An 18,377-nucleotide genomic window follows, 5' to 3' on the forward strand; every position below is an offset into this window, starting at 1 on the left:
GCCGGGATCCTGGTTGCGACCGTCGCGATGTCGATCGTGGCGGGCGGGCTCGCCGGCGCGGTGACAGGCTCGCGGGACCCCGACCCGGCGGCGATCGACCTGCCGCAGGCGGCGGCACCGCCCGCGGCTGCGCAGGGGTCGATCTCGGCCGCGGCCGCGAGTGTGTTGCCTGGTGTGGTGTCGGTGCGTGCCGGGCGGGCGACCGGGTCCGGGTTCGCGATCGACCAGGAGGGGCACGTGGTCACCAACGCGCATGTGGTGGAAGGAGCGAGCGATGTATCCCTGGTCCTGTCGAACGGCCGCCGGGTCGACGCCGACGTCATCGGTTCCGACGCGGACAACGACCTCGCCGTACTCCAGGTCTCGGGGGCGGATGCCGAGGGACTGCGCGCGCTCACGCTCGGCCGGTCCGCACAACTGCGGGTCGGCGACCCGGTGCTGGCCGTCGGCTCACCGCTCGGCCTGGAAGGAACGGTGACGGCGGGCATCGTCAGCGCGGTCGACCGGCAGGCACGCTTCGGCGACAACGGCAACCGCCAGTCGGCCATCCAGACCGACGCCGCCATCAACCCCGGGAACTCCGGCGGCCCGCTCGTGAACGCCGCCGGCCAGGTGGTCGGCGTCAACACCGCCATCGCCACCCTCGGCGCCAGCCGCTCCGGCAACATCGGCATCGGCTTCGCCATCCCCGTCGACCGCATGACCACCATCGTCGAAGACCTGGTGGACTGAAGACCCGGACCGCCAGCCCATCACGATCGCACCGACCAGCCGCGCCCAAGCGTGACGCCACGGCCTTGCCACGGTTGTGATGGCCTGGCGGTCCCCCTCGTCCTCTAGCCTGGGTGGATGGTGTGGTTTGGCGGGCTGCTCGGGTTGATCGGGATCGGGACGCTGGTGTTCCGGGACGCCGATGTGGTCGGCGTGCCCGCGGCCGGGTTCGGGGTCGGTCTGGTGATTGTCGGCGCGGTGGTGGCCGGGCTGGGAGTGGTACGGCGCCGTGCGGTACGACGGCGTCGGGCGGCTCGGGGAGAACCGGAGCCGGTGGGGAACGTGTTCGAGCGGGCGGCTGCGTTGCCGCGGCTGGTGCGGGCGGCGCGGCAGGGGGCGTATCCGGACTTGCCCAAGAGCCGGATGACCTTGTGGGTGCTGGCGTTGGTGTATCTGATCTCGCCGATCGACATCCTTCCCGAGTTGTTGCCGATCATTGGTGTGGCCGACGATGCCGGAGTCGCGGTGTGGCTGCTCACGAGCGTGTCGACGGCGACAGGCCTCTACCTCGGTCGCGAGCGAGACCAGCAGAGGCGAGGAGACCAGCAAAGGCGAGGAGACCAGCTCGGGCGCGAACCCGGGACGAGGTAGCTCAGCCTGAGGAGCGCAGCCAGTCCGCGACATCCGCGGCGGCTTCCTCCGGGTGCTCGTACGCGAACAGCTGGAGAGCGTCGGCTGGAGGGTACGGCGCCGGCTCAGCCAACCGGGACGCGGCCGACAACAGCCGTTGGGCTGCCGCCACCACGAGTTCAGCCTGGTCGCGAGCCTCGGCCGGACTCGTGAGAGTGACCGCCGAGCGGGCCAGGTCGGCCACCTCGCACGCCTGACAGGCCATCGCGAGCTGCGCCCGGTTCATCGGGCCGCCCGCACGAAGAACACCACGGTCATCGCCACCGCGGTCGTGAGAACGAGGGCCTTGAGCAACGATGCGGGCAGTCGCCGGACCAGATGCGCACCGGCGTACCCGCCGACGACGGCCCCGATCAGCAGAGCCACAAGGCGAATCGGCTGATCCAGAACGTCGGCGGCGAAGAGGAAGATGACGGTCGCCGTGAGGTAGACGGCCGCCACCTGGATGACGCGCAGGGGGTTTCCGCGAGCCGGGTCGAGTGTCGTGGTGGCGGTCCAGAACGCCAGCATCATCAGCCCGACCGCGCCACCGAAGTACCCGCCATAGATCGACAGCAGGAACTGGCCCGCCAGGATCGCGGCCGGTCCCGGGGCGCCGAGGCGGAGCGCCCGGGTCAGCCGCCGTCCGAACGCGAGCACGATCGTCGCGAACGCGAGCAGCCACGGCACTGCCGCGTCGAACGACTCCGACGGCAACACAAGCAGCAACCCCGCGCCGATCGCCCCACCGGCCACGCTGGCCAGCGTCAGCCCGAGCGTGGACGGTCGCGCGAAGGCCTCCAGCTCCCGCCGGTAGACCCAGGCGCTGGTCGCGTTCCCGGGCAGCAGAGCGACGGTCGTGGTCGCGTTCGCGGTGACTGGGGGCATGCCGGTCGCGACCAGTGCGGAGAGTGCGACGAAGCTCCCACCGCCGCCGACGGCATTGAGAGCGCCGGCGGCGACACCGGCCAGGAGGATCATCAGCACCCTTCGAGGATCACGGCTCGGCGAGCACTCCACAATGCGCGATCCCCGTAGCCAGCCTCAGGCTGAGACGTAGGCTGGGGTCATGCGGTACGACTTGGACGACCTCCGGCTGTTCACCCACGTTGCAGCAGAAGGCTCGATCACCGGTGGAGCCCGGCTGATGCACCTGAGTCTGCCTTCGGCCAGCGCGCGGGTCAGGGCCCTCGAAGCGCAAGCCGGCGTACCGCTGCTCATCCGCGAGCGCCGCGGCGTCCGGCTCACCCCGGCGGGCGCGACACTCGCCCGGCACGCCCGCGAGGTCCTGGCCGAGACCACCCGCCTGGACAGCGCCGTCGCGTCGTACGCCGTCTCCGGTTCGGCGCCGATCCGCCTGGTCGCCGGTGGTTCCGCGATGCATCAACTCGTCCCAGCCGCGCTCGCCACCTTCCTGCGCGACCATCCGGAGTACGACGTGAACGTCAGCGAACGCCGCACGATCCGCAGCGTGCGCCTGCTGGCCGCCGGTGAGGCCGATCTCGGCGTGATCCTCGACGACGAACCCACCCCGCTCCGGACCGAGCCACTCGCCGACGACTCGCTCGTGGTGATCGGCCAGGCCGGCGGCGTCCTCTCCGGCCGCGCCTCGATCGCGTACGCCGAAGTCGCCGAGCACCCGCTGGTTGGTCTGGACCGCCGTTCGCCGTTGACGCAATGGATGGACGACCGCCTCGGTCCGCACGCCCCCGCGCCCCGCTTCCGCACTCTCGTCCCGACTCTGCACACCCTGATCACGCTCGCCACCGCGGGCGCCGGTCTCGCGATCGTTCCCCGCCGGGCCGTCGATACGAACACCGCCGTCGAGATCTGCCCGCTGCAGGACTCCTGGTCCACCCGCCAGCACCTGCTCTGCTACGCCGCGAACGCACCCGCATCCGCCCACCTCCTGGCCACCCACCTGCACGCGGCCGCTAGCGTGCGGGTATGACTGCCGATGAGGTTGGCATCCCCCTGCAGGCGTTCAGCGCGCTGCTGCACAGCGACAACATCGCCACGGTGTGCAGAGCCCTGAACATGTACCAGGTGGCCGCCTCCTACACGCGGTTGAGCGGTGGGAATCCGCTCGAGCCGCTCGCCCAAGACGTCCGTCAGGTCGCGCGCAAGGTGCTGTCCGCGCCGCCGATGGAAGCCGATGAGGAACTGCGTGCTGCCTTCGACCACCTGAGTGCGCTCAACGTCCTGACCAGCTTGGCCGCGGCCGAGGACGCGGAACTGATCGCGACGATCCTCGAAGACACCACGGACGCCGACGTTCGCGCGACCGCGCTCCTCGCGGCAGCCGCCGTACCAGCCGATGGGACGCCCAACCCGCGACTGCTCCAAGTCCTGGAGACCATGGCGGACAACCAGGCGCTCGACGAGCGCGACCGGGGCAGGGCCAAGCTCGTGCGGGAGAAACTGACGGGTCCGTAGAACGGCTCTCGGATAGCGTGCACATATGCGCGCTCTGACAGTGGAAGAGGCCCGGCAACGGGCGACAGACCTTGCCGTGCGGTCGTATCGGGTCGAGTTCGACCTGACCGGACCCGGCGACACCTTCGTGACGACCAGCCGGATCTTGTTCGCGGCGGGGACCGGCACGAGCTGGGTCGACGTGAAGCCCGAGCGATTGCTCGCGGTGGAGCTGAACGGCACGGCGCTGGACGTCGGTCTGCTCGCCGAGGGTCGCTTTCCACTGACCGATCTGCGGGACGAGAACGAGCTCGTCGTGACGGCCGAGCTGAAGTACTCCGCGGACGGCGAGGGCCTGCAGCGCAGCGTCGACGCCGCCGACGGCAAGGTCTACACCTACGGCATGTCGTCGCTCGAGTCGGCGCCGCGGTACTTCCCGTGTTTCGACCAGCCGGATCTCAAGGCGCCGTACACGATTACTGTGACGTGCCCCGAGGACTGGGTTGTCCTGGGCAACGGTGCGGCGACGCAGGTCGGCCCGGGGGAGTGGCGGCTGGCCGAGACGAAGCCGCTGTCGACGTACTTCGTCACGATCCTCGCCGGGCCGTACCACCTGATCCGCAGCGAGCACGACGGGATCCCACTCGGGCTGGCCTGCCGGCAGACGCTGAAGGAGCACCTGGACCGGGAGGCCGAGGACCTGTTCCGGACCACCGGCGAAGCGTTCGACGAGTACCACCGGATGTTCCGGCAGCGGTACCCGTTCGGTGAGTACTGGCAGGCGTTCGTGCCGGACTTCAACCTCGGCGCGATGGAGAACCCGGGCTGCGTGACGTTCGCCGACCACCTGGTCTTCCGCGGCCCGGTGACCGAGGCTGAACGCAGTACCCGGGCCCGGATCGTCGACCACGAGATGGCGCACATGTGGTTCGGCGACCTGGTCACCATGCAGTGGTGGAACGACATGTGGCTGAACGAGTCGTTCGCGGAGTACATGGCGCACCGGGTCGCGGAGGACGCCACCAGCCACGGCGGCAACTGGACCGACTTCGCCTTCGTCCGCAAGTGGTGGGGCCTGCGCACGGACCAGAGCAGCTCGACCCACCCGGTCGCGCCGGACAGCCTGAAGAACGCCCGGGAGTCGCTCGACGACTTCGACGGGATCTCGTACGCCAAGGGCGCCGCGGTGCTCAAGCAACTGGCGAAGTACCTCGGCGACGACGTGTTCCTGAAGGGTGTGAACGCGCACCTGGAGGCGCACGAGTACGGCAACGCCGACCTGGCCGAGTTCATCGCGAAGCTGACCGAGGCCGGCGCGCAGGACCTGGCCAACTGGTCGGACCAGTGGCTGCGGACGTCCGGTCTGGACACCATCTCGATCGAGCGCACCGCCGACGGCGTCGTCCTGCACCGCAAGAGCCCGGACGGTTCGCGCCGGCCGCACAAGCTGAGCGTCGGTGGGTACGACGCCAGTGGCGCGGCCACGATCGTGGATGTGATGCTCGACCAGGATAGCGTGGAAGTTGCGCTGAGCAACGAGTACGCCGTGATCGTGCCGGACGCGAACGACGACACGTGGGCGAAGATCCGTCTCGACGCCACGAGTCTGGCCAACCTGCCCGCGGTCCTGCCGAAGATCGCCGACGGCACCACCCGCGCGGTGATCTGGAACTCGATCCGCGACTCCACCGCCGACGCCGAGCTCGATCCGCGGCAGGCACTCGACCTGTTCGTCACCGCGATCAAGGACGAGGACAGCGACATCGCCGTTGGCTCGTTGGTGCGCTGGCTGGAGGAGCACGTGCTCGGTGTCTACCTCCCGTACGACGAGTCGCGCGGTCCCGTCGCGGATGCCCTGGGCGCGAAGCTGGCGACCGTCGAGCCGGGGAGCAGCCTGCAGCTCGCGACCGTACGCGGCTTCGTCGCGACCACCGACGACGCTGAGCTGCTGAAGTCCTGGCTGGACGGCGTCGAGACTCCGGCCGGCCTGGAGCTCGACCAGGATCTCCGCTGGGAGCTGGTACTGCGGCTCGTCCAGCTGGACGCGTTCGGCGCCGCGGAGATCGACGCCGAGCTGGCGCGCGACACGTCGACCGAGGGCGTCAACCACGCCGCCCGCTGCCGGGCCGCCCTGCCCGCCGGCAAGGAGGCGGCCTGGACGCGGATCATGACCGACCCGGCGATCGGCGTGAAGGAACTGCTCGCCGTGGCCGACGGCTTCTGGCATCCGGGGCAGGCCGCGATCACGGCGCCGTACGTGCGGCGCTACTTCACCGATATCGCGGGCACGGATGCCATCCGGGCCGGCATGGTGATCGGGCTGACCGCGCGCCGGATCGCGCCGAGGTTCGCGATCGACGAGAGCCTGGTCGAGCCGGCCGAGCAGCTCATCGCCGACGAGTCCGTGGTCTCCTCGGTCCGGCGGCAGACGGCCAACTTCCTCGACGACCTGCGCCGGGCGCTCGCGGTCCGGCGTACCTTCGGCTGACCTTCGGCCGCGCGACGATCGTGGGACTGCCCGCAGCACTGCGGGCCGAGGCGACGAAGATCCTGCGGGGCTGGCTGGTCAGCGGACGGTGAGGCGTTCCGCGACGGCCTTGCGGGCCTGGTGAATCCGGGCCTTGACGGTGCCCAGTGGTACGTCGAGTTCGACGGCGATCTCGGCGTACGTGAGGGAGCCGAGGTCGCGCAGGATCAGGGGCTGGACGAGTTGCGGGTGGCTGGACTCTAGGGATTCAAGGGCTTCCAGCAGGTCCAGCCGGGAGCCGGCGATCACCGAGGTGGTGCGCGGATCGGCCGACTCGGGCATGAGCTCGGCGGACTGCTCGACCGAGCGCCGCTTCAGCGACCGGTAGGTCTGCCGGGCCTGGTTGGTGGCCACGACGGTGACCCAGCCGACGAAACTGCCGGTGCCCTTGAAGGTGTGGATCTTGCTGGCCACCTGGAGCAAGGTGTCCTGGGCCGCCTCCTCGGCGTCCTCGTGGTACGGCAGGAACTTGGCCACCCGCCGCTGCACCTGCGGGCGGATCGCCGCCAGGATGGTCGGAAGCACGCTCTGGTCCCCGGCCGCGGCGCGCGCAGCGAGTTGTTCCAGATCCTCGTTCATGCTCCCCCAGGGTGGTGTTGGCCGGACAACCCAGCCGTGCACGACAATAGCCGGGATGGATGTCATCGGCAGGTACCGGCTGCAGGACAAAATCGGTGCAGGCGCGTTCGCGACCGTCTGGCGTGGGTACGACGACGACCTCGACGTGGACGTGGCCGTCAAGGTCCTCGCCGACAACTGGGCATCGCGCGCCGACGTCCGCGAGCGGTTCCTGTCCGAGGCACGGCTGATGCGGCGGATTGCCAGCGACCGAGTGGTCCGGGTCTTCGACCTCGGCCGGCTCCCGGACGGACGTCCGTACTTCGTGATGGACTACATCGGCGGTGGCTCACTGGGCGATGTACTGCGGCACGGGCCGCTGGATGTTGTCGATGCCTTGTGGTGGGGCGCAGACCTGGCCCGGGCGGTTGCCGCGTTGCACAGCGAGGGTGTCGTCCATCGCGATGTCACCCCGGCGAACCTCCTGCTCCGACCGAACCAGAGTGGCGAATCCGGTGGCGGTGGTACACATCGGGTCGTCCTGGCCGACCTCGGTCTGGCCAAGCGTGCGGCAGAGGCATCCGGCCTGACCCAGGCCGTCGGTACGCCGTCGTACATGGCGCCTGAGCAAGGGCGTGGGGACGGTGGGTTCGACGAGCGGGCGGACATTTACGCAGTCGGTGCGGTGACCTACGCGCTGATCACCGGGCGTCCGCCTTACTCTTCGTCCTCGATCGGCGAGGTGGTCAACCGCGATCCGGATCTGCCGCCGCCCAGCCTCCAATCGCTGCTGCATGACGCGGTAGGCCAGCTCGACGATGTCCTCGGGCGAGCGCTCGCGTACCGGGTCACCGATCGCTGGGAGCGTGCCGATGCGCTCGCCGAGCGGTTGGAGGCGGAGGCGTACCGGCTCGAGCAGGAGGCGCCGTTCCGGGCGATGGAACGGACGAGTATCGCCATCGACGACAAGCTGCCGACGACGGTCGCGACCGATCCGCCGGTACGACGCCGGCGCCGCAACCGGGCGTGGTTCCTGCTCTCGCTGCCGGTGGTGTTCGTGCTCGCCGGAGTGGGCGGCTGGTTCCTGTTCGGTCAGTGAGACGAGGGGTCCTTCAATCGAGTACGGCTGCTTAGAGTAGTCGCGTGGCTACTCGCCGCAGTGCGATGGTTCTCGGTGTCGCCGTACTCCCTGCGCGTGCCGATCCCGGCCAACTCGTCGTACGTCAGTTCCCGGCTCACCGGCGGGTCCGGCCTGAACTCGACGCCGACCGTCCAGTCGACGGCCGCGTCGCGGTCGCCTGCTACCCCGACCCCAATCCCACGCTCACCCGCACCTAGGTGCACTAGTAGGTGACGGTGATCCGCTGGTTGACCGGGTCGACCCGCGCCTGGCCGCCGTACGGGAGGATCTGCGCCGGGTCGGTGTGCCCGATGTCCAGGCCCTTCACGATGACCGCGGACGGGTTGTACTCCGCGAACGCGCGGTCGACGGCGAGGTATTGGCCGGTGACGTAGGCGACGGACTCCTCCGGCGTGCTGTGGTTCTCTATCGACCAGGATTTCGGGCGGCCCCAGAGGACGGCGTCGAACCGCTCGAGCAGACCGCGTTCCCCGAAGTTGCGGAGAATCCGGTAGACGGTCTCGGAGCTTGGCATCTCCTCGCTGGTCTCCAAGAAGAGGACGCCGTCGTAGGAATCCGTTGGCAGCATCCAGCGGTTGACGGACAGTTGCCAGTCGAGGATCTCGAGGCAGCCGCCCCACAACCGCCCGCTGACGGGCTGCGAGCCCTGCCAGGTCCAGCCGGTGCCGGGGAAGAGCGGTGGCTCGGTCTCCAGATTGGCGGGAATGTTCCAGTCGTGGTCGTGATCCGTCCAGCCCTCGGCCGGGGTCAGCTCGAACTCGCCCGGGGTGAAGAGGGCGGCGCGCAACGAGCGCTCCGTGTCCGGGTGCATCGCGCCGCCGCGGCCGAACTGCACCATCACGCTGCCGCCGTGGAAGGCCGGCAAACCCAGCGAATACAGGAAGTTGAGCAGGTTCGTGTTGTCGCTGTACCCGAAGAACGGCTTCGGGTCCGCCTGGAACACCGCGGGATCGAGGTGCTTCAGCACAGTGATCTGGTCCTCGCCGCCGATGGTCGCGATCACCGCGCGGATCGACGGGTCCGACCAAGCCGCGTGCAGATCCGCCGCCCGCTCCTCGGGAGTGGCGCCGAGGACGCGGGTCGTCGGGTACTCGACCGGGATCAGGTCGAAGTCGTCGCGCAGCCGCCGCAGGCCGAGCTCGTAGGGTCCCGGAAAGATCTCCGGCAACCCACGAGACGGTGAGACGATCGCGACCTTGTCACCAGGCTGAAGCATGCGGCGACTGTACGACGCATCCGGCTCGGACGGGACCGATTTACAGGCCGATCGGGTGCCAGACGGTCTTCAGTTCCAGGTACTGCGTGAGCCGCGACAGCCCGGGGGACTCGGTCCAGTCCTCCTCGGCCGGACGCCGTACCCGCTTGAGGTTCTCGGCCGACGCGGCCTCCAGGTCGCGGGCCTCGTCCGGGTCCTCGATGCCGCACAGGTCGATCGCGTTGACGTCCATGTGCGACGCCAGCCACGGGCCGACCTCGGAGGCGGAACCGGTGAGGATGTTGACCACGCCACCCGGTACGTCGGACGTCGCCATCACCTCGCCCAGCGTCACCGCCGGCAGCGGACGCTCGTACGACGACACCGCGACCACCGTGTTGCCGGAGACGATCGCCGGCGCGATCACACTGGTCAGGCCGAGCAGACTGGACTCCTGCGGCGCCAGCACCGCGACCACACCGGTTGCCTCGGGCAACGAGAAGTCGAAGTACGGGCCGGCGACCGGGTTGCTCGAGCCGACCACCTGGGCGAGCTTGTCGGCCCAGCCGGCGTACCAGACCCAGCGGTCGATCGAGGCGTCCACGACGGCACGGGCCTTGCTGATCGACAAGCCTTCCGACAGTGCGACCTCCGAGCTGAACTGCTCGTGCCGGCCCTCCATCACCTCGGCGATCCGGTAGAGCACCTGGCCGCGGTTGTACGCCGTGCGGCCGGACCAGCCGCCGAACGCCTTGCGGGCCGCGACGACCGCGTCCCGGGCGTCCTTGCGGGAGGCCTGCGACGCGTTCGCCAGGAACTTGCCCTTGGCATTGTTCACCACGTACGACCGGCCGGATTCGCTGCGGGGGAAGGCGCCGCCGATGTAGAGCTTGTACGTCTTGCGCACTTCCAGACGGGTACTGTCCTTAGTGGGCAAGGTAGGCCTCCAGACCGTGGCGGCCGCCCTCGCGGCCGTAGCCCGACTCCTTGTACCCGCCGAACGGCGAGGTCGGGTCGAAGCGGTTGAACGTGTTGGCCCAGACCACGCCGGCGCGCAGCTGGTTGGCCATCCAGAGGATCCGGGAGCCCTTGTCGGTCCAGATCCCGGCGGACAGCCCGAACGGGGTGTTGTTCGCCTTCTCGACGGCCTCGGCCGGGGTGCGGAACGTCAGCACCGACAGCACCGGGCCGAAGATCTCCTCGCGGGCGATCCGGTGCGCCTGGGACACGCCGGTGAACACGGTCGGCGGGAACCAGTACCCCTCGGCCGGCAGCTCGCACTCCGGCGACCAGCGCTCGGCGCCCTCGTCCTCGCCGATCTGGGACAGCTCGCGGATCTTGGCCAGCTGGGCGGCGGAGTTGATCGCGCCGATGTCGGTGTTCTTGTCCAGCGGGTCGCCGACGCGCAGCGTGCCCATCCGGCGCTTCAGCCGCGACAGCACCTCGTCGTACACGCTCTCCTGGACCAGCAGCCGCGAGCCGGCGCAGCAGACGTGGCCCTGGTTGAAGAAGATGCCGTTGACGATGCCCTCGATGGTCTGGTCGATCGGCGCGTCCTCGAAGACGATGTTCGCCGCCTTGCCGCCGAGCTCCAGCGTCACCGCCTTGTCCGAGCCCGCGACCGACTTGGCGATCGCCCGGCCGACCTCGGTCGACCCGGTGAACGCGACCTTGTCCACGCCCGGGTGCTCGACCAGCGCCTGACCGGTCCGGCCGGCGCCGGTGACGATGTTCACCACGCCCGGCGGCAGGTCGGCCTGCTGGCAGATCTCCGCGAACGCGAGCGCCGTCAGCGGCGTGGTCTCGGCCGGCTTGAGGATGACGGTGTTTCCCGCGGCCAGGGCCGGCGCGATCTTCCACGCCAGCATCAGCATCGGGAAGTTCCACGGGATCACCTGACCGGCGACACCCCACGGCTGCGGGTCCTCGCCGGCACCGGCGTACTCGAGCTTGTCCGCCCAGCCCGCGTAGTAGAAGAAGTGCGCGGCCACCAGCGGGATGTCGACGTCCCGCGACTCGCGGATCGGCTTGCCGTTGTCCAGTGACTCCAGCACGGCCAGCTCGCGGGAACGCTCCTGGATCAGCCGGGCGATCCTGAACAGGTACTTCGCCCGGTCCCGGCCGGACATCGGGCCCCAGACCTTCTCGAACGCCTTCCGGGCCGCCTTGACCGCCTTGTCGACGTCCGCCGGTCCGGCCTCGCTGATCTCGGCGAGCACTTCCTCCGACGACGGGCTGACGGTCTTGAACGGCTTGCCGTCCGTCGCCTCGACGAACTGGCCGTTGACGAACAGCCCGTACGACGACTTGATGTCGACGATGGCCCGGGACTCCGGGGCCGGTGCGTACTCGAATCTGCTCATGCCTCAGTCCAGCGTGAAGTAGTCGGGTCCGGGGTAGTGCCCGGTGGCCAGCTTGGTGCGTTGCATCAGCAGGTCGTTCAGCAGGCTGGACGCCCCGAAGCGGAACAGCTCCGGGTCCAGCCAGTCCGGTCCGGCGGTCTCGTTGACCGTGACCAGGTACTTGATCGCGTCCTTCGCGGTCCGGATGCCGCCGGCCGGCTTGACGCCGATGTGCAGGCCGGTGGACTCGTGGTAGTCGCGGACCGCCTCCAGCATCACCAGCGTCACCGGCAGGGTGGCCGCGGGGGACACCTTCCCGGTGGAGGTCTTGATGAAGTCCGCACCGGCCAGCATCGCCAGCCAGGACGCGCGCCGGACGTTGTCGTAGGTGACCAGCTCACCGGTCTCCAGGATCACCTTCAGGTGCGCGTCGCCGGCCGCCTCACGGATCGCGGCGATCTCGTCGAAGACCAGGCCGTACCGTCCCGACAGGAAAGCGCCGCGGTCGATCACCATGTCGACCTCGTCGGCGCCGGCCGCGACCGCGTCCTTGGTGTCCTGGATCTTGATCGGCAGGCTGGAACGCCCACTGGGGAAGGCGGTTGCGACACTCGCGACGTTGATGCCGGAGCCGCGCAGTTCATGCTTGGCGGTGGCCACCAGGTCCGGGTAGATGCACACCGCTGCGACCTGCGGGGCGGTCGAGTCGGCCGGGTCCGGCCGCATCGCCTTCGCGCACAGCGCCCGCACCTTGCCGGGGGTGTCCTGGCCCTCCAGCGTGGTCAGGTCGATCATCCGGATGGCCAGGTCCAGCGCGTACGCCTTGGCGGTGGTCTTGATCGACCGCGTGCTCAGGGTGGCGGCCCTGGCCTCGGCGCCGACCTGGTCGACGCCCGGCAGGCCGAGCAGGAACCGGCGCAGCCGGTCCTCGGACGAGGTCACGTCGGCCAAGGAGTCGACGCCGCTGTCGAGTGTGGTCACTTCGGCAGTCTAGTGCGGATCCGGACAGCCAGCGTCAGCCGTCGGGACGTACTGGTCCTATGCCTGCTACCGGTCGCCGGTTAGTTTGTGCGGGTGAAGTCGAAGTCCTCCGAGAGCGAGCAGTACCTGTCCGCGTCGAACCGGATCACCGGGGTGGTGGTGATGGTGATCGGCGCGGTCGGCCTGCTCGACATCGTGCTGGAGTGGCGGACCGCCACCGGCTTAGTGGTCGGCAGCCTGATCGGCATCCTGATGGTGCTGGCGTACGTCGGTCTGATCCGGCCGTCGGTCACCCTCAGCCCCGAGCATCTGCTGCTGCGTAACCACCTGCGCGACCATCTGATCCCGTGGGCGAAGGTGACCGGCGTCGACGTCGCCGACATCCTGCGCGTGCACACTGCCGACAACCGGCTGCGTGCTCCCGGCGTCCAACTCGTCATGCGCGATCTCAGGAAGCAGCGGGTCGGCGGGCGCAAGCTGGCGGCCGACAGTTCGATCTCCCGCGCCGACTTCGTGGTCGGCCGGATCGAGACCTACATGAGCCAGTACTCCGGACAGTCCAACGGTGAGGTGGTGACCACCTGGGCCCGGCCGGAGCTGACCATCGCCGGTGTTCTCGCGGCCATCGCCATCGTTGCCGCCTTCTTCCGCTGACCGGCGGCGTTCCGATGCCGTTGCTGTCACGCCGCGTCCTGCTGCGCACCGGCGCCGCCGCCACGATTGCCGGCGTCGCCGCGGTCGCCGGTCTGGAGACCGGTGCGATCCCGGGCCGCGCGAAGGTGCACGACGTCCTCGGGCTGAGCGGCCCGGACGGCGTCGTACCCGATGTGCCGCCTGGCCCGGTGGAGTCCGGGACGTTCGAGTCCGCTGCCCGGCGTACGACGGTGGGCTACAGCATCATCCGACCACACGAGTCGTCCGCGGAACTGCCCGTCGTACTGGCGCTGCATGGGCGCGGTGGGGATCACACGTCCGCGATCGGCGATCTCGGGATGGACCGCTACCTGACCGCGGCGATGCGGTCCGGTACGCCGCCGTTCGCGGTGGCGACCGTGGACGGGGGACGGGACAACTACTGGCATCCGCGCGCCACCGGGGACGATCCTCTGCGGATGCTGTCCGCGGAATTCCTGCCTCTGCTGGCGAAACGCGGACTGCACATCGACCGGGTCGGCGTACTCGGCTGGTCGATGGGTGGGTACGGCGCTCTGCTGTCGGGCGGACGATCCGCGGTCGCCATCGGTGCGATGAGCCCCGCGTTGTGGCGCCGGTACGACGAAGACGTGGCGGACGGCGCGTTCGACGGGGCAGACGACTTCGAGCAGCACCAGGTCTTCGGCCGTCCCCTCGAGAATGTTGCCGTGCGCATCGATTGTGGCCGGGACGACCCGTTCGCCGACGCGGCGGGGGACTTGCGCCGGGAGTTGCACGCGGCCGGTGGGCAGCAGGCCGGTGCGCACACCGCTGGCTACTGGCGCCGGATGCTGCCCGAGCAGCTGCGCTTCCTCGGCGAGAAACTCGCCCGCTGACCGGAAAGACCGCTCGGAACACCGCCTCCTGGGCGGTCGCCTGACCAAACTGTGCCGTAGCCTGCAGTGGAACGTAACTCGGCCGCCTGGTACGCGTTGGCGTACCGGGCGGCTGTTGCGTTTTGCCGACACCTACACGATCTGCGATCGTGTGGTTACTTGTTTCGGGTCCGCACGCCTTACAGTTCCAAGTCGAGCGTCGAACGGCAGGAGTCAAGGACAGTGAACTACGACGAGTTCAACACCGAGTACGCCAAGGTGCTGGACAAGATCAAGAGCGGCAGGAGCACCTGGTCGGAGCTGTCGGGTCATGTCACCCGGCTGCGTCAGGCGACCGCCGGGATCACCGTGCCGATGGAGCGGACCCAGGTCGACCACGACCTGGCTGCACTGAGCCAGATGGTCGACATGTCCCGGCGGACCAACGACAAGGAGGACGTCTGGACGGTCACGTCCGACGCGATCCGCAAGGCCAGCAGCCAGGAGGGCTCGGTCGCCGACCGGATCGCCCGGATCGAGGCGAGCATCAACGAGATCGCCAGCCTCGCCAACCGGAACCCGGACGAGCGCGACGCGCTGATGCAATCGACCAGCACGCTGCGGATCCTGCACGCATCGCTGCAGAGCTCGCTGCGCGCCGAAGAAGCCGACGCCGCGGCTGCGGCTCGCTGACCTGCCCCGGAACCACCCGCCAGGTGTTCTGGTCCGTCAGCCGCTGAAGCTCCGCTCCAGCGGCTGACCACTCACGCGTTCTACAGCCCCAGTGCGGTGGAGAGCGCCTGCTTGATGCCGGTCAGGTTCTTCGCTGCCTGGCTCCGGGCGCTCGAGACATCCGAATCCGCCACCGGCACGACCACTTCCAGGTAGCACTTCAGCTTCGGCTCCGTACCCGACGGCCGCACCACCACCCGAGCTCCCTCGGACAGCGTGTAGCGAAGCCCGTCAGTCGGCGGGAGCATCTTCGAGCCCTGGCTCAGATCGTCGATCCGCTCGACCGTGTACCTGCCCAGCGACGTGGGCGGGACGGCTCGCAGCCGCTCCATCGCGGCGCCGATCAGCGACACGTCCTCGACCCGCACGGACAGCTGGTCCGTGGCGTGCAGGCCGTACCCGAGCGCCAGATCGTCCAGCAGATCCAGCAGAGTGCGCCCCTCGGCCTTCGCCGCGGCGGCCATCTGCAGGACCCGGATCAGTGTCGAGATCCCGTCCTTGTCCTTCACGGCGGTCGGATCCACGCAGTACCCGAGCGCCTCCTCGTAACCGAAGACGAGCTCCGGAACCCGCCCGATCCACTTGAACCCGGTCAGCGTCTCGACGTACCGGACGCCGTACGACGCGGCGATCTTGCCGAGCAGCGACGACGAGACGATCGAGCACGCGGCGACCCCATCGGGCCGCGGCGACAGCAGGAACTCACCGAGCAGCGCGCCGAGCTCGTCCCCACGCAGCATCCGCCAGCCGCCATCGGCCGCCGGATCGGGTACGGCGACCGCACACCGGTCGGCATCGGGATCGTTGGCCACCGCGATGTCCGCGTCCACGGCCCGGGCCAGCTCCAGGGCGGCGTCGATCGCTCCCGGCTCCTCCGGGTTCGGGAACGACACGGTCGGGAAGTCCGGATCCGGGTCCGCCTGCGCCGCCACCACCGCTGGTACGGCGAACCCGGCGCGGGCGATCGCGTCCTCGGCCAGGGTCCGTCCGACGCCGTGGAGTGGCGTGTAGGCGACCTTCAGCTCCCGGGGCGCGTCGGCCGGCACCAGCGTGGCGATGCGGTCCAGGTAGGCGTTGAGGAGCTCGTCGCCGATGGTCTGCCAGTCGTCTCCTCGCGGCACCGAGTCCAGCCGGCCGACCGCCGCGATGGCCGCCGCGATCTCCGCGTCCGCGGGCGGCACGATCTGCGAGCCGTCACCCAGGTAGACCTTGTAGCCGTTGTCCTGCGGCGGATTGTGCGACGCGGTGACGACGACGCCGGCCACGGCCTTGAGATGCTTGATTCCGAAGGCAACCACCGGCGTCGGCGTGTGCTGGTCCAGCAGGACGGCCTCCAGGCCGGCACCCCGGACCACGGCCGCCGTGTCCTGCGCGAACACGTCGGACTTGTGGCGGGCGTCGTACCCGATCAGGACCGGGCCGTCGGTGCGGCCCTTGTCCTTCAGGTAGGCGCAGAGGCCGGCGGCGGCGCGGATCACGACGACCCGGTTCATCCGGTTCGGTCCCGCGGCGACGGCGCCGCGGAGCCCCGCCGTACCGAACTCGAGGGTGCCGGCGAAGCGGTCGGCCAGCTCGTCGGCGGCCTCGGCGGAGCCGTCGGCCAGCAACTGCCGCAGTTCGGCGCGCGTGTCGTGGTCGGGATCTTCGCTCAGCCAGGCTTCGGCGGCTGCCCTGAGGTCATCGTTGACGGTCACCACCGCACGATAACCGGCCTGCTAGCTCTAATGGCCAGAAGACTGGCAGGGGCGGGCGCGGAGGTCGGCGACGTAGTCGTCCGGGGCGCCCGCGGCCTCGGCCGCCTCGGCGAGGATGCCCAGGTAGCGGGCGGACGGCAGGCCGCCCTCGTAGGCGTTCAGGACGTACATCCAGGCCAGTTGCTCGCCGTCCAGGCTCTGCACCCGCACCTGGATCTTGCGGTAGATGCCCTGGTCGATCGCCTCCCACTCGTCCAGTCGCTCGACGTCCTTGGGGTGGATGTCGTACAGCGCCACGAAGACCTGGTTGGCCGGGTCGGCCGGGTCCTCGACGACGGTGGCCATGGCGCCCTCCCAGCCCAGCTCCTCGCCGCCGAAGGTGAGGCGCCAGCCGGTGATCCAGCCGGTCCCGCGCAGGGGCGAGTACGGGCACCGCTCGGCCATCAGGTTCGGGTCCAGATTCGACGCAAACGCGGCGTACAGGGTCACGACGACACAGGATACGGAACAATGGCCTCCCGTGGCGCGAGTTGTGATCATCGGAGGCGGTCCCGGCGGGTACGAAGCGGCCAGTGCGGCTGCCCAACTGGGAGCGGAGGTGACACTTGTCGATTCCGACGGGATCGGCGGATCCGGCGTGCTCACCGACGCAGTCCCGAGCAAGACGCTGATCGCCACCGCCGAGGTGATGACCGAGGTGGAGGAGGCCGGTGAACTGGGTGTCCGGCTGGATGACGGTGACGAGGATCCGGCGAACTCGGTGCGGGTCGATCTGTCCGTCGTCAACCAGCGCGTGAAGGCGCTGGCGACGGCCCAGGGCAAGGGCATCGAGCGCCGGCTGGAGCGCGACAAGATCCGGGTGATCAAGGGTCGCGGCCGGCTGGACGGCCCCGAGACCGTGGTCGTCGGCAACGAACGGCTGGACGCGGACGTCGTTCTGATCGCCACTGGTGCAAGGCCGCGCATCCTGAAGGGCTCGGAGCCGGACGGCGAGCGGATCCTGACCTGGGAGCAGGTCTACGAGCTCGAGCAACTTCCGGAGCGACTGATCGTGGTCGGTTCCGGCGTCACCGGCGCGGAGTTCGCGAGCGCGTACGACGCCCTGGGGAGCGACGTCGTCCTGGTGTCGTCCCGGGACCGGGTGCTCCCCGGTGAGGATGCCGACGCGGCCGCCGTACTGGAGGACGTGTTCAAGCGGCGCGGGCTGACCGTGCTGGGCAAGTCCCGGGCCGAGTCGGTCAAGCGGCACGGCGACGGCGTCGTGGTGACCCTGACCGACGGCCGGACGGTGGAGGGTTCGCACGCGTTGCTCGCGGTCGGATCGCTGCCGAACACCGACGACATGGGACTGGTCGAGTCGGGCGTGTCGCTCGGCGACGGCGGCTTCGTCACGGTCGACCGGGTGTCCCGGACGACGGCCCGTGGCGTCTACGCGGCCGGCGACTGCACCGGCGTACTCATGCTCGCCTCGGTCGCCGCCATGCAGGGCCGGATCGCGATGTCGCACGCGCTCGGCGACGCGGTCTCCCCGCTGGACCAGTCGACCGTGTCGTCGAACGTCTTCACCGCGCCCGAGATCGCCACGGTCGGCCTGACCCAGGCGGTCTTCGACGCCGGCGGCAGTACGGCGATGGTCGTGAAGGTGCCGCTGGCCGACAACGCCCGGGCCAAGATGCAGGGTGTCCGGGACGGCTTCGTGAAGCTGTTCTGCCTGCCGAACACCGGCATCGTGGTCGGCGGCGTCGTCGTCGCCCCACGGGCCAGTGAGCTCATCCACCCGATCTCACTGGCCGTCGGCACCCGCCTCACCGTCGATCAGGTCGCCCAGTCCTTCACCGTCTACCCCTCCATCACCGGCTCCATCGCCGAAGCCGCCCGCCGCCTCCACCTCCGCAGCTGACCGC

20 protein-coding genes are annotated in these 18,377 nt (G+C 69.6%); 11 read left to right on the forward strand and 9 right to left on the reverse strand.

What is annotated here, in order from left to right; all coding sequences use genetic code 11:
• The first annotated feature begins 27 nt into the window (after positions 1 to 27).
• On the forward strand, positions 28 to 732 hold the full coding sequence (locus tag ACIBG5_RS13545) for a S1C family serine protease (protein WP_396391831.1): 705 nt from the start codon (positions 28 to 30) through the stop codon (positions 730 to 732).
• 117 nt (positions 733 to 849) lie between these two features.
• Positions 850 to 1,362 carry a YkvA family protein gene (locus tag ACIBG5_RS13550; protein ID WP_396391832.1) on the forward strand — a complete coding sequence of 171 codons (513 nt, stop codon included), beginning with the start codon at positions 850 to 852 and terminating at the stop codon, positions 1,360 to 1,362.
• A gap of 1 nt (position 1,363) precedes the next feature.
• Here ACIBG5_RS13550 and ACIBG5_RS13555 read toward each other — a convergent pair whose 3' ends face one another.
• Together ACIBG5_RS13555 and ACIBG5_RS13560 are read right to left on the reverse strand one after the other, a co-directional pair.
• On the reverse strand, positions 1,364 to 1,627 hold the full coding sequence (locus ACIBG5_RS13555; RefSeq protein ID WP_396391833.1) for a hypothetical protein: 264 nt from the start codon (positions 1,625 to 1,627) through the stop codon (positions 1,364 to 1,366).
• On the reverse strand, positions 1,624 to 2,361 hold the full coding sequence (locus tag ACIBG5_RS13560; RefSeq protein WP_396392041.1) for a sulfite exporter TauE/SafE family protein: 738 nt from the start codon (positions 2,359 to 2,361) through the stop codon (positions 1,624 to 1,626). Before ACIBG5_RS13560 ends, ACIBG5_RS13555 begins: the two co-directional genes overlap by 4 nt.
• 88 nt (positions 2,362 to 2,449) lie before the next feature.
• Between ACIBG5_RS13560 and ACIBG5_RS13565 the strand changes: the two genes are divergently transcribed.
• From ACIBG5_RS13565 to pepN, 3 genes are read left to right on the forward strand one after another with little or no spacing between them, the layout of a single operon-like run.
• A complete protein-coding gene (locus ACIBG5_RS13565) occupies positions 2,450 to 3,331 on the forward strand; it encodes a LysR family transcriptional regulator (RefSeq protein ID WP_360438676.1) in 882 nt (293 codons plus the stop codon).
• Complete coding sequence (locus tag ACIBG5_RS13570; protein ID WP_396391834.1) at positions 3,328 to 3,816, forward strand: hypothetical protein; 489 nt, start codon at positions 3,328 to 3,330, stop codon at positions 3,814 to 3,816. The genes ACIBG5_RS13565 and ACIBG5_RS13570 overlap by 4 nt, the downstream gene beginning before the upstream one ends.
• 25 nt (positions 3,817 to 3,841) lie before the next feature.
• Positions 3,842 to 6,283 (forward strand): aminopeptidase N, encoded by a 2,442-nt coding sequence (pepN, locus tag ACIBG5_RS13575; protein WP_396391835.1) that lies wholly within the window; start codon positions 3,842 to 3,844, stop codon positions 6,281 to 6,283.
• A gap of 78 nt (positions 6,284 to 6,361) precedes the next feature.
• Here the strand turns inward: pepN and ACIBG5_RS13580 are convergent, their stop codons facing one another.
• Positions 6,362 to 6,901: an RNA polymerase sigma factor gene (locus ACIBG5_RS13580; RefSeq protein ID WP_396391836.1), complete on the reverse strand. Its 540-nt coding sequence runs from the start codon at positions 6,899 to 6,901 to the stop codon at positions 6,362 to 6,364.
• Between the two features lie 55 nt (positions 6,902 to 6,956).
• On the opposite strand from ACIBG5_RS13580, the gene ACIBG5_RS13585 reads away from it, so the two are divergent.
• On the forward strand, positions 6,957 to 7,979 hold the full coding sequence (locus ACIBG5_RS13585; RefSeq protein WP_396391837.1) for a serine/threonine-protein kinase: 1,023 nt from the start codon (positions 6,957 to 6,959) through the stop codon (positions 7,977 to 7,979).
• A 44-nt stretch (positions 7,980 to 8,023) separates the two neighbouring features.
• Positions 8,024 to 8,218 (forward strand): hypothetical protein, encoded by a 195-nt coding sequence (locus tag ACIBG5_RS13590; protein WP_396391838.1) that lies wholly within the window; start codon positions 8,024 to 8,026, stop codon positions 8,216 to 8,218.
• Between the two features lie 5 nt (positions 8,219 to 8,223).
• Here the strand turns inward: ACIBG5_RS13590 and ACIBG5_RS13595 are convergent, their stop codons facing one another.
• The 4 genes from ACIBG5_RS13595 to deoC are packed head-to-tail and all read right to left on the reverse strand — an operon-like array spanning position 8,224 to position 12,539.
• On the reverse strand, positions 8,224 to 9,237 hold the full coding sequence (locus tag ACIBG5_RS13595; protein ID WP_396391839.1) for a S66 peptidase family protein: 1,014 nt from the start codon (positions 9,235 to 9,237) through the stop codon (positions 8,224 to 8,226).
• A gap of 40 nt (positions 9,238 to 9,277) precedes the next feature.
• Entirely contained in the window at positions 9,278 to 10,123 is an 846-nt protein-coding gene (locus ACIBG5_RS13600; protein ID WP_360438655.1) for an aldehyde dehydrogenase family protein, read from the reverse strand.
• Between the two features lie 19 nt (positions 10,124 to 10,142).
• Complete coding sequence (locus ACIBG5_RS13605) at positions 10,143 to 11,579, reverse strand: aldehyde dehydrogenase family protein (RefSeq protein WP_396391840.1); 1,437 nt, start codon at positions 11,577 to 11,579, stop codon at positions 10,143 to 10,145.
• Positions 11,580 to 11,582: 3 nt separating this feature from the next.
• A complete protein-coding gene (gene deoC / locus ACIBG5_RS13610; protein ID WP_396391841.1) occupies positions 11,583 to 12,539 on the reverse strand; it encodes a deoxyribose-phosphate aldolase in 957 nt (318 codons plus the stop codon).
• 93 nt (positions 12,540 to 12,632) lie between these two features.
• On the opposite strand from deoC, the gene ACIBG5_RS13615 reads away from it, so the two are divergent.
• The 3 genes from ACIBG5_RS13615 to ACIBG5_RS13625 all read left to right on the forward strand — a co-directional run bounded on the left by ACIBG5_RS13615 (position 12,633) and on the right by ACIBG5_RS13625 (position 14,740).
• Positions 12,633 to 13,193: a PH domain-containing protein gene (locus ACIBG5_RS13615; protein WP_396391842.1), complete on the forward strand. Its 561-nt coding sequence runs from the start codon at positions 12,633 to 12,635 to the stop codon at positions 13,191 to 13,193.
• A gap of 14 nt (positions 13,194 to 13,207) precedes the next feature.
• A complete protein-coding gene (locus tag ACIBG5_RS13620; RefSeq protein ID WP_396391843.1) occupies positions 13,208 to 14,068 on the forward strand; it encodes an alpha/beta hydrolase in 861 nt (286 codons plus the stop codon).
• Between the two features lie 222 nt (positions 14,069 to 14,290).
• Positions 14,291 to 14,740: a hypothetical protein gene (locus tag ACIBG5_RS13625; protein WP_396391844.1), complete on the forward strand. Its 450-nt coding sequence runs from the start codon at positions 14,291 to 14,293 to the stop codon at positions 14,738 to 14,740.
• Positions 14,741 to 14,820: 80 nt separating this feature from the next.
• Here the strand turns inward: ACIBG5_RS13625 and ACIBG5_RS13630 are convergent, their stop codons facing one another.
• Together ACIBG5_RS13630 and ACIBG5_RS13635 are read right to left on the reverse strand one after the other, a co-directional pair.
• On the reverse strand, positions 14,821 to 16,476 hold the full coding sequence (locus ACIBG5_RS13630) for a phospho-sugar mutase (RefSeq protein ID WP_396391845.1): 1,656 nt from the start codon (positions 16,474 to 16,476) through the stop codon (positions 14,821 to 14,823).
• A gap of 24 nt (positions 16,477 to 16,500) precedes the next feature.
• Positions 16,501 to 16,962 carry a gamma-glutamylcyclotransferase gene (locus ACIBG5_RS13635; RefSeq protein ID WP_396391846.1) on the reverse strand — a complete coding sequence of 154 codons (462 nt, stop codon included), beginning with the start codon at positions 16,960 to 16,962 and terminating at the stop codon, positions 16,501 to 16,503.
• Between the two features lie 31 nt (positions 16,963 to 16,993).
• Here ACIBG5_RS13635 and ACIBG5_RS13640 point away from each other — a divergent pair, with 31 nt between their 5' ends.
• Positions 16,994 to 18,373, forward strand: a complete 1,380-nt coding sequence (locus ACIBG5_RS13640) for an NAD(P)H-quinone dehydrogenase (protein WP_396391847.1) — start codon at positions 16,994 to 16,996, stop codon at positions 18,371 to 18,373.
• Positions 18,374 to 18,377: the final 4 nt, after the last annotated feature.

The sequence above is a fragment of the Kribbella sp. NPDC050241 genome, from assembly GCF_044459685.1.
Classification (GTDB): domain Bacteria; phylum Actinomycetota; class Actinomycetes; order Propionibacteriales; family Kribbellaceae; genus Kribbella.

Bases quoted from the DNA above. Each gene is read 5' to 3' on its own strand.
- ACIBG5_RS13545 (WP_396391831.1), top strand. From the start codon at position 28: ATGTCGATCGTGGCGGGCGGGCTCGCCGGCGCGGTGACAGGCTCGCGG.
- ACIBG5_RS13550 (WP_396391832.1), top strand. From the start codon at position 850: ATGGTGTGGTTTGGCGGGCTGCTCGGGTTGATCGGGATCGGGACGCTG.
- ACIBG5_RS13555 (WP_396391833.1), bottom strand. From the start codon at position 1,627: ATGAACCGGGCGCAGCTCGCGATGGCCTGTCAGGCGTGCGAGGTGGCC.
- ACIBG5_RS13560 (WP_396392041.1), bottom strand. From the start codon at position 2,361: ATGATCCTCCTGGCCGGTGTCGCCGCCGGCGCTCTCAATGCCGTCGGC.
- ACIBG5_RS13565 (WP_360438676.1), top strand. From the start codon at position 2,450: ATGCGGTACGACTTGGACGACCTCCGGCTGTTCACCCACGTTGCAGCA.
- ACIBG5_RS13570 (WP_396391834.1), top strand. From the start codon at position 3,328: ATGACTGCCGATGAGGTTGGCATCCCCCTGCAGGCGTTCAGCGCGCTG.
- pepN (WP_396391835.1), top strand. From the start codon at position 3,842: ATGCGCGCTCTGACAGTGGAAGAGGCCCGGCAACGGGCGACAGACCTT.
- ACIBG5_RS13580 (WP_396391836.1), bottom strand. From the start codon at position 6,901: ATGAACGAGGATCTGGAACAACTCGCTGCGCGCGCCGCGGCCGGGGAC.
- ACIBG5_RS13585 (WP_396391837.1), top strand. From the start codon at position 6,957: ATGGATGTCATCGGCAGGTACCGGCTGCAGGACAAAATCGGTGCAGGC.
- ACIBG5_RS13595 (WP_396391839.1), bottom strand. From the start codon at position 9,237: ATGCTTCAGCCTGGTGACAAGGTCGCGATCGTCTCACCGTCTCGTGGG.
- ACIBG5_RS13605 (WP_396391840.1), bottom strand. From the start codon at position 11,579: ATGAGCAGATTCGAGTACGCACCGGCCCCGGAGTCCCGGGCCATCGTC.
- ACIBG5_RS13620 (WP_396391843.1), top strand. From the start codon at position 13,208: ATGCCGTTGCTGTCACGCCGCGTCCTGCTGCGCACCGGCGCCGCCGCC.